This window comes from Candidatus Defluviilinea gracilis (assembly GCF_057138825.1).
The window spans coordinates 43,735-53,285 of the sequence record NZ_DBNHEF010000009.1 but is presented as its reverse complement, the minus strand read 5'-3'; the positions used below and the strand labels follow the sequence as shown (position 1 = coordinate 53,285).

9 protein-coding genes are annotated in these 9,551 nt (G+C 52.8%); 6 read left to right on the top strand and 3 right to left on the bottom strand.

The window, feature by feature from the left end:
- Nucleotides 1-54 precede the first annotated feature (54 nt).
- Nucleotides 55-1,623 (bottom strand): IS1182 family transposase, encoded by a 1,569-nt coding sequence (locus AC16KF_RS01080; RefSeq protein ID WP_484035432.1) that lies wholly within the window; start codon nt 1,621-1,623, stop codon nt 55-57.
- Between the two features lie 90 nt (nt 1,624-1,713).
- On the opposite strand from AC16KF_RS01080, the gene AC16KF_RS01075 reads away from it, so the two are divergent.
- The 5 genes from AC16KF_RS01075 to AC16KF_RS01055 all read left to right on the top strand — a co-directional run bounded on the left by AC16KF_RS01075 (nt 1,714) and on the right by AC16KF_RS01055 (nt 7,492).
- Nucleotides 1,714-3,120 carry an AAA family ATPase gene (locus AC16KF_RS01075; RefSeq protein WP_484035431.1) on the top strand — a complete coding sequence of 469 codons (1,407 nt, stop codon included), beginning with the start codon at nt 1,714-1,716 and terminating at the stop codon, nt 3,118-3,120.
- A gap of 72 nt (nt 3,121-3,192) precedes the next feature.
- Nucleotides 3,193-3,819 (top strand): histidine phosphatase family protein, encoded by a 627-nt coding sequence (locus AC16KF_RS01070; protein WP_484035430.1) that lies wholly within the window; start codon nt 3,193-3,195, stop codon nt 3,817-3,819.
- A 24-nt stretch (nt 3,820-3,843) separates the two neighbouring features.
- The gene (locus AC16KF_RS01065) at nt 3,844-6,585 is read left to right on the top strand and encodes an adenylate/guanylate cyclase domain-containing protein (RefSeq protein ID WP_484035429.1); all 2,742 of its coding nucleotides are present in this window, start codon (nt 3,844-3,846) and stop codon (nt 6,583-6,585) included.
- Nucleotide 6,586: 1 nt separating this feature from the next.
- On the top strand, nt 6,587-6,841 hold the full coding sequence (locus AC16KF_RS01060; RefSeq protein WP_484035428.1) for a Smr/MutS family protein: 255 nt from the start codon (nt 6,587-6,589) through the stop codon (nt 6,839-6,841).
- A gap of 111 nt (nt 6,842-6,952) precedes the next feature.
- A complete protein-coding gene (locus AC16KF_RS01055) occupies nt 6,953-7,492 on the top strand; it encodes a GNAT family N-acetyltransferase (RefSeq protein ID WP_484035427.1) in 540 nt (179 codons plus the stop codon).
- Between the two features lie 51 nt (nt 7,493-7,543).
- On the opposite strand, the gene AC16KF_RS01050 is transcribed toward AC16KF_RS01055, so the two are convergent.
- Together AC16KF_RS01050 and AC16KF_RS01045 are read right to left on the bottom strand one after the other, a co-directional pair.
- On the bottom strand, nt 7,544-8,434 hold the full coding sequence (locus tag AC16KF_RS01050) for a formate/nitrite transporter family protein (protein ID WP_484035426.1): 891 nt from the start codon (nt 8,432-8,434) through the stop codon (nt 7,544-7,546).
- A gap of 108 nt (nt 8,435-8,542) precedes the next feature.
- Nucleotides 8,543-9,109: a pseudouridine synthase gene (locus AC16KF_RS01045; RefSeq protein WP_484035425.1), complete on the bottom strand. Its 567-nt coding sequence runs from the start codon at nt 9,107-9,109 to the stop codon at nt 8,543-8,545.
- A gap of 51 nt (nt 9,110-9,160) precedes the next feature.
- On the opposite strand from AC16KF_RS01045, the gene AC16KF_RS01040 reads away from it, so the two are divergent.
- On the top strand, nt 9,161-9,550 hold the full coding sequence (locus tag AC16KF_RS01040; RefSeq protein ID WP_484035424.1) for a hypothetical protein: 390 nt from the start codon (nt 9,161-9,163) through the stop codon (nt 9,548-9,550).
- The last annotated feature ends 1 nt before the right edge of the window (nt 9,551 follow it).

The window sequence follows — 9,551 nt, the reverse complement described above, 5'->3', positions numbered from 1 at the left end:
AAGAACAAGTTGAGAAAACGGCGTAAACGGAGCAAGAGACAAAAAAACTGGCGGTCATTGGATCGCCAGTTTTCGTAAATTGTGCGCCATGCACACCAGACCCCACTCCACATCCACTTTTTTCAACCCTCGGAGCATGAACCTTCGGAAGCCCATGTTCTGTTTCACGTCCCCGAAGACCGTTTCGGGTTCAATGCTTCGTAATTTACGCAAGGCCATACCCTGCTCGGAAAGCAGGTTGTCTTTGGCTTGCTGACGATAGCGGCGGAGTTCAAATCCGACTTGCATTTGGCGATTGCCTTTGGCTTTGGTGCATTTGGGTTTGAGAGGGCAGGCGGCACACTCCAAACATTCATAAACCCGCCGTTCAGATAAGAAGCCGTTTTTGGATTGGTAGGGTTTGGTTTCGATATAGACCATGCGATGGTGGGCGGGACACACGAACTGATCCTTGTCCTGATCGTAGGGAAAGCAGGTTGACTTGAAGCGCATCTTCTCAAGCAGTTCGGGTTTGCGCGGCGGGTGTTGCTCCTGGTGGAAGGTGTTGTATTTGAGGTAGTTCCCCATGCCGTGCTTTTCCAAATAGGCATAGTTTTCTTCGCTGCCGTAGCCTGCGTCGCCAGACACGTTTTTGAATTGTTTGCCCTGCGGAAACTGCTGTTGTTGCATATGGGGAATGAAGCAACTGGTATCGTCGGCTTGTTGGTGGAGGCTATAGCCCACCACAAACTGTCCTTCGGTTCCTATTTGCACGTTATAAGCCGGGCGCGCCAGCGGCTTGCGCGCCGCCCGGTCTTCCTTCATGCGCAGACTGCTGGCCTGCGGGTCGGTTTTCGAATAGCTGTTGCGTCCCGCCAGAATGCGTTCTTGCTCTTCGTACTTCTCCAAACGCGGCACATCCTCCTGCTCCAATTTCTTCATTGCCTTTTTCTGTTCCGGCGTCAGCGGCTTTTCCTTCAACTGGGCGTTGATCTCCGCCGCTTTCCGCTTCACCTTCTCGGCCGTCAACTCGCTTTGCTCGCCCAGTTCTCCCAGGTTTTCCTCCCCGTATACTGCATTCTCGCGTTCGTTCACCTGCTCGATTTCATCCAGCAACGCCTGAATTTGCTGTTGTAGTTTCTCCTTGTATTTCTGCGTCTTCTTCGCCCACACCACTTTGTGCGGGTTGGAGTTGGCGCCCAGCTTGCTCCCATCCACAAAGTAATTCTCCATCTTCACGTAGCCCTCTTCCACCAGAAGCTCCATCATCGAAGCGAACACTTTCCGCACCGCTTCCTTCAACGTGTCGCTCCGAAAGTTGTTGATCGTGTGAAAGTCCGGCCGGTTGCCCCCGCTGATCCACATGAAGCCAATATTCTCCCACAGCGCTTTTTCGATCTTCCGCGACGAATAGATCTTCTGGGTGTAGGCATACACAATCACCTTCAACATCATGCGCGGATGATAACTGCTCGTCCCGCCCCCTTTGTATTTTGCTAAAAGCGGCTCGATGTCCAGCTCATCCACGACGCGATTGACCACCCGTACCAGATGTTTTTCAGGGATCAATTCTTCCAAACTCGGCGGCAGCAGACTCAACTGCTCCATTGCGTACGGCTTGAAGGTGAGGTTTCGGTTGTTCATCTCCCTATTGTATTAAACTTTTCCCCAACTGAGGAGGGGCTGTCCTCCCCTTTTTAGACAGCCCCTCTTTTCTCCCTTATAATCCCTCTCATGCCCGACCTCTTCGACCACGCCATGCAAGAACGGATGAAAAGTGAAGCGCCCCTCGCCGCGCGGATGCGTCCACGCACGCTCGATGAATACATCGGGCAGGAACATATCGTCGGCGAAGGGAAACTCCTTTGGCGCGCCATCAAAACGGACAAGTTATTCTCGTCCATTATTTTGTGGGGACCGCCAGGCACGGGCAAGACCACGCTCGCGCAAGTGATCGCCAACACAACCAAAAGTTATTTTGTAACGATCTCCGCCATCCTCGCGGGCAAAGCGGATTTGCGAGTCATCATAGACGAAGCCATCGAACGCCGCCGCCTGCACAACGAACGGACGATCCTCTTCGTGGATGAAGTCCACCGCTGGAACAAAGCCCAACAAGACGCGCTCCTCCCTCACGTCGAGGCGGGAGTCGTGACCCTCATCGGCGCAACGACGGAGAATCCATACTTTGAAGTCAACAAGGCATTGATCTCGCGCTCGCGCGTGTTCCAATTGCGAAATTTGAATCAAGAAGAGACAGGCATCCTCATTGACCGCGCATTGACCGATAAAGAACGCGGCTATGGAAATACAGTTGTTACGCTTGATAGCGACGCCCGCAATCACCTCATCGAAACCGCCAGCGGCGACGCGCGCAACGCGTTGAACGCTATCGAACTCGCGGTTGAATCTACCGAAGCAAACAAAGACGGGGTTATTCACATCACGTTGGACGTGGCGCAAGAGTCCATTCAACGGCGCGCGGTCTTGTATGATAAAGATGGCGATGCGCACTACGACACGATCTCCGCGTTCATCAAATCGGTGCGCGGAAGCGACCCTGACGCCGCGTTGTATTGGCTCGCCAAAATGATCTACGCGGGCGAAGACCCAAAATTCATCATCCGACGCTTGATCATTCTCGCAGGCGAAGACATCGGCTTGGCTGACCCCATGGGACTTGTCGTCGCCTCCTCCGCCGCCCAAGCCTTTGACTTCATCGGGCTGCCCGAAGGAATCTATCCCATCGTCGAAGCGACGTTGTACCTCGCCACCGCGCCGAAATCAAACAGCGCTGGTGCATATTTCTCCGCGATGAAAAAGATCGAAGACGAGGGACAAGTCTCCGTGCCGCGTCACCTCATGGATAGCAACCGCGATGCCGCTGCGCTGGGACACGGCAAAGATTACGTCTATCCGCACGAACATGAAGGTCACTTCACGCCGCAACAATATTTGCCGAAGAGATTGCTGGGAACGTATTTTTATTCCCCGTCACAAGAAGGTTACGAAGCGCAAGTGACCGCAAGACTTGAAATGTGGCGCGACGCGCAGAGAAAAGCGTTGGGCATCACAACAGTGGAGAACATCCCTGCCATGAGCGAGGAGCAGATCGTCGAAATGAAGCGGAAGATTCGTTAGATCACAGGTTGCAGGTTGAAGGTCGCAAGTCAAATCCTTCAACATCAAACCTGCGACTTTCAACTTTTCAACATGCCAACCCTATTACTCATCCGTCACGGCGAAAACGACTACACCAAAACCCACAAAATGGCAGGGCGACTGCCCGGCGTGCATCTCAACGAAAAGGGACAGAAGCAGGCTCAGGCGTTGGCGGACGCGTTGAAGGATGTGCCGCTGAAAGCCGTGTATGCGAGTCCGCTGGAGAGGGCGATGGAAACCGCGCAACCCATCGCTGAATCGCACAAGTTGAAGATCATCCAACAGCCCGATTTGATGGATAATGACATCGGCGATTGGCAGGGACGCTCGTGGCGTGTGCTGGGGCTGACAAAAGTGTGGAAGATCGTGCAGAACGCGCCGTCGAGATTCAGATTTCCAAATGGCGAGTCATTTATCGAAACACAGACTCGCTGCGCCGCCGCGCTGGAAAAAATAATCGGCAAGCACAAGAACCCAAAAGATATCGTCGCGGTCGTTTTTCACGCCGACCCCATCAAACTCACAGTGGCGCATTTTCTGGGGATGCCGCTCGATCATTTTCAACGGTTGAGTTGCGATACGGGTTCAGTAACTGTAATCCACGCGAACGAGTCGCGGGCAAGTCTTGTCAAAATGAATCAACGTCCGCCGTTCGATCTTTTGCCGAAGAAAAAGTAGAATGCTGACGAGGAAAATCAAGACATGAGCGCGTTACCATCTGGAACCGTCACCTTCCTCTTCACCGACATCGAAGGCTCGACCAAACTTTGGGAGAAATTTCCCGAAGCGATGAAGTCTGCGTTGGCGAAGCATGATGCGATTCTGAAGGAAGCCGTCGAATCGAATCGCGGACAGATCGTCAAAACCACAGGCGATGGAATCCACGCGGTCTTCTCGACAGCCATTGACGCGATCAACGCGGCGATCACGTCACAGCACCAACTCAATTCTCTAATTCTCAGCTCTCAATTACCAATTACTAATAACCAATCTCACGATGAGTCTCCAGTCTCTAGTCTCTCTTTAAAATCCCGCATGGGACTCCACACAGGCGAAGCCGAATTGCGCGAGGGCGATTACTTCGGGCAAACGTTGAACCGCGCGGCTCGCATCATGTCGGCGGGGCATGGCGGGCAGATATTGATTTCGGATGTGGTCGCGCAAGTGGCGCGAGAACATTTGTCAGCGGGCGTTTCGTTGCTTGATTTAGGCGAGCATTATCTCAAAGGAGTCGTGCAGGCGGAGAAAATTTATCAGATCATCGCGCCGAATCTGCAAGAAAAGTTTCCCCCGCTCAACTCAATTCCATCGGCGACAAATAATTTGCCGCAACAACTCACCTCGTTCATTGGGCGCGAGCGCGAATTGAAAGAGGCGTGCGATAAACTCGCATCGGCAAAATTGCTGACGCTGATCGGACCAGGCGGAACAGGTAAAACGCGCTTGTCCATTCAGATCGGCGCGGAGGGACTCGCTAAGTTCAAACATGGCGTGTGGCTGGTGGAACTCGCGCCCATAAGCGACGCCGCGTACATCATCCCTGCGATTGCGACCGTGTTCGAAATCCGCGCGGTGCAAAATATTCCGCTCATTCAGTTCGTCCTCGATTATTTGCGCGCGAAGGAAATTCTGCTCATCCTCGATAACTGCGAGCATCTCGTCGAAGCCAGCGCGGGGATTGCGAATCAACTTTTGCATGAGTGTCCGCAACTCAAGATCGTCGCCTCGAGCCGCGAAGCATTGGGCGTGGATGGCGAGACGGTGTTTCGAGTCCCATCATTGAAGGATGATGAAGCCACGCGACTCTTCGTCGAACGAGCGACGAAAGCCGAACCGCGTTTTCGCATCACGGATGAGAACGCCTCTTTCGTCGCCCAAATCTGCTCCCGCCTCGATGGGATTCCTCTCGCCATCGAGTTAGCCGCGGCGCGCGTGAAACTGCTCACGCCCGAACAGATCGCCGCGCGTCTCGACGACCGCTTCAAACTGCTCACGGGCGGAGTCCGCACTGCATTGCCGCGTCAACAAACTCTGCGCGCGCTCATTGACTGGAGTTATCAACTGCTTAACCCAACGGAACAACGCGCCCTGCGCGGACTGTCCGTTTTTTCAGGCGGGTGGACGCTCGAGGCGGCTGAATCAGTTGTCGGCGCGGATGAAGCGTTGGACGGTTTGTCGGGGCTGGTCAACAAGTCGCTGGTCATCGTCGAGGAGCAGGATGGAAAATCCCGTTATCGCTTCCTTGAAACGATCCGTCAATACGCGATGGAGAAATTAGTCGAGTCGGGTGAAGCGATAGAAACTCGCGACCGTCATTTGGATTTCATTTTGGGAGTGACGCAATATTCTCCGACGCGCATGTTCGGAACAGAAAGTTTGGAGTTACTGAACGAAATCGAATCGGAACACGACAACCTGCGAATCGCGCTCGAATGGGCAGCTGAGAATCATCCTGACAAAGCGTTGAAACTGGCGTTTGGCGCGGGAGGTTTTTGGACCATTCGAGATTTCAACGCAGAAGCGCAATTTTGGTGCAGTACGATCTTGAGGAAAACAGAATCGCTTTCGGACCTTGATGAAGATCGCGCTCGCTTATATAGCCTGCTGGGATGGCTGTACATGACATTGGGCGAACACAAAAAGGCGCGCGCGGCTTCAGAGCAGGCGATCGCGCTTGGCGAGAAACAGAACGATTTCTATACGATGTCGCGCGCCTACGCCATCGTTGGGTTAGCTTCATGCTTTTTAGGTGATTTTCCCACGGCAGTGCCCGCGGCTGAAAAGGCGGAGCAAATTGCCCGTGAGCATGATCTCATCGCAGAGTTATCATTCATTCTATCTTCGCGCGCCCAATTGGAGTTTATTGGAGCAGGCGATCTTCTCAAGGCGAGGAATTCTGTTTTTGAAGCCTCTGAGCTCGTCCGCAAGGCTGGTTTTATTTGGGCTTCCACGTTTATGGATATTGGCATGGGTCATATCGCCGCCGTGATGGGAGATCTCGAAACTGCCCGCGCGGCATTCAGAAGGAGCGGCGAGACCGCAAAGCAACTGGGAAACAAACGCGCCGAATTGTCCAGCCAGAGTGACTTCGCCCATGTTCTTCGCCAACACGGCGAACTTGATGAAGCGTTGACGATCTATAAAGATGTATTACCCAAATGGAAGGATTTGGGTCATCGCTCGGCGGTGGCGCATGTAACGGAATGTATCGCGTTTATTCTCATTAGAAAGGAAGAGCCCGAAAGCGCTGTTCGCTTGCTTGGCGCGGCGAACGCCTTGCGCGAGGCGATTGATTCAGAGATGACGCAGTTGGAGAAGGAAGAACACGCGAAGGAACTCTCAGGGTTGCGAGAGTTGTTGGGCGAAGCGGAGTTCAAGAAGGAATGGGACAAGGGCAGGAAGTTGACGATGGACGAGGCGATTGAGTTGGCGCTAGGTAAATGATATGGCGAAATTAAAACTGGACTTACACGACATTTACAACAAGGGCGATATGATAGACAAAGAATTGAATCGTATCGTCGAGGAAGCGATTGACAGAAAAATCAATTTGGTCGAGATCATCCCAGGCAAAGGCAGTGGGCAGTTGAAGAAAAAAGTTTTGCGGTTTTTGAATCAAGGACATATCAAAAAGTTGTATCATCGCGTGGAGAAGGATGATAAGAACTTTGGGCGCATCTTTATTCATTTTAGGTTTTGAAAAAAGAACGTCCCGTTACAATATGTCACCCTGAGCGCTAGCGAAGGGTCTCTGTTGAGCCGTAGAGATGCTTCGCTCCGCTCAGCATGACATGAGGTTAATCAGAACAGCATGACTCATAAAATTATTTTAGAAACAAAACGACTCTTACTCCGTCATCAAGTCCTTTCGGACTTGGATGATCTTTGGGCGTTGTATCAAAACCCCAACATCACCAGGTACATTCCCGATGCGCCGCGCTCGCGTGAAGAGGCGCAGGAGGAATTGGAATGGCACATGAACGGGCATCCCAAACATCCCGAACTGGGATTGTGGGCGACCATTCATAAAGAGACTGGGAAATTTATCGGGCGGTGCGGGTTACTTCCGTGGACGATTGGCGGTCAATACGATGTGGAAGTGGCATACACCATCACGGAAGATTTTTGGGGTCAAGGCTTGGCAAGTGAAGCCGCGCAAGGAATTTTGCAATACGGTTTCGAGACATTGAATTTACAACGCCTGATCTGTTTGATCGACCCCGCGAACATCCCATCACAGCGGGTGGCGGAGAAGATGGGCATGGCGTGGGAAAAGACCGTGGACGGATACGAAGGGGATAATATTCCGTTTTATATTTATTCGATTGCGAGAACAAAACCCAACAGATGACATCAACAACTCGATCAGTTCGAGTCGCATCTCATCCGGCGCGCTTGCGGTTTACGAAGGCGAAGTATGCCGAAGGTAGATCGCCCAGTACACAATCGCCACAAGGACCACGCCGCCAATGATGTTGCCGATGGTCACCGGCAATAGATTCGAAAACCAGAATGCCCGCCAGGTCAACCGGTCGAGGTTCGGGATCGACTCGGCGACGGACGCGGTGAAGGCGGGGTCGAATATTTTTATCGCCAGCGCGTATGGAATGAAATACATATTGGCAATGCTATGCTCGAAACCAGCCGCCACGAACGCGGTGATCGGAAAGATAATCGCGGCGATCTTATCGAGCGTACTGCGGGCGCTAAAGGTCAACCAGACCGCCAGGCACACCAATCCGTTACAAAGAATGCCAAGCGCCACAGCCTGCAAAAAATCGAGGTCCGATTTGGCGGCGCCAATCCGCAACGCGGTAACGCCGACCGAGTTCCCACCGAAGGTATATTGTTTCGTAAAGAACATCAGGATCACGGTCCCAATGGCGCCGACAAAATTGCCCGCATAGACCACAACCCAATTCCGCAACACGGCGCGTGTGGCGACCTTCCCACTCGCCCACGCCATCACAATCAGGTTATTGCCGGTAAATAACTCCGCGCCCCCGACCACTACTAGAATCAAGCCGAGACAAAAGACTAAACCCGCCAATAGGCGGGTCACGCCAAACGGCATGGAGCCCGAATACGCCAAACCATCGCTTTGCGCGGTGAACGTCATGGATCCCGCGCTAACCGTTGTGGAAAAGATGGCGCCCAGAGAAATAAATGCGCCCGCCAGAACAGCCAGCATAAACATCTTTAATAACGGCATTTCAGCTTTCCGTACGCCCAGCGCTTCAGCCCGCGCCGCCATCTCCGGCGGAAGCAGCGCATCTATGTGGATTTCGCTCATGGCATCCTCCGTGATTGCTCTTGCTTCATCATAACAAACTTGCGCCGCCGGCTTGTCATCAAGCGACCGTGATTTTCTTCCCAACCTTCCCCCGCGAGCCTGTGAACTTCAAGCGGAATTTTTTTTCAACCGTTTGACTTCGTCGGAGGATAAATCGCGCCATTCCCCGGGCTTCAAATCGCCCAACGCGATGGGCCCAATTTGGGAACGGAACAACCGCAAGGTAAACAGACCGACCGCCGCCGTCATGTGTCGGATCTGGCGCTTCTTCCCTTCGCGGAGTTTGATTTCGATCCATGCCGTCGGTCCGTGCGGTGTCACCGGCTTGGGGCGGGGAGGCAGGCTGGGGGCCGGAATGAGGCGGGCTGTGCATGGCAGAGTCCGATAATCTTTAAGTTGCACGCCTCGCTCTAAGCGCAACAACCTCTCCGTCGATGGGTCGCCCTCCACCATCACCCAATAGGTTTTTTCTGCATGGTCGCGCGGGTCGGTCAATGTTTTGATGAGCGCGCCGTCGTCGGTTAAGAACAGTAAGCCTTCGCTGTCCCGATCCAGCCGCCCTGCCGCGTACACCTCTGGCACGGGAATAAATCGCTTAAGCGTCGGATGACCGGTTCCTTCATCGGTAAATTGCGAGAGAACGCCAAACGGTTTGTTGAAGAGAATGTATCGCATTTGTTCAATCGGGACTATAATATTTTAACGTCATACCCCAGAGGAGATGCTATGGGAAAGAAAATTATTAAACATTCGGGCGGCAGGCATAAAATTGGCGGAAAAGGAGGCAAAAAATCGTTCGAACTGGCATTGAACGCAAAAAACCTTGACGACTACATCGTGGAGGAACTGGATGGGGACGACATGAAAGTTCCCGCCGACAACCCGTTGAACATCAACTGGTTTGCGTGTTTCAATGTTAAGAATAAAAAAGATAATCAATACGCGTCGGTACGCTATTCGTTCGAATTAGACGTCGATGAAAAACAGCGCGTCTTTCTCGCGTATCCAAACAAGGAAGGCGTCATTACCGCCTACGAGATAACCGACAAAATCAAAAAAGGAAAATTAAAAGTCGATCTCAGCGAGGGAGATCCCGCCGTCGGCGGCGTCCCGTAGC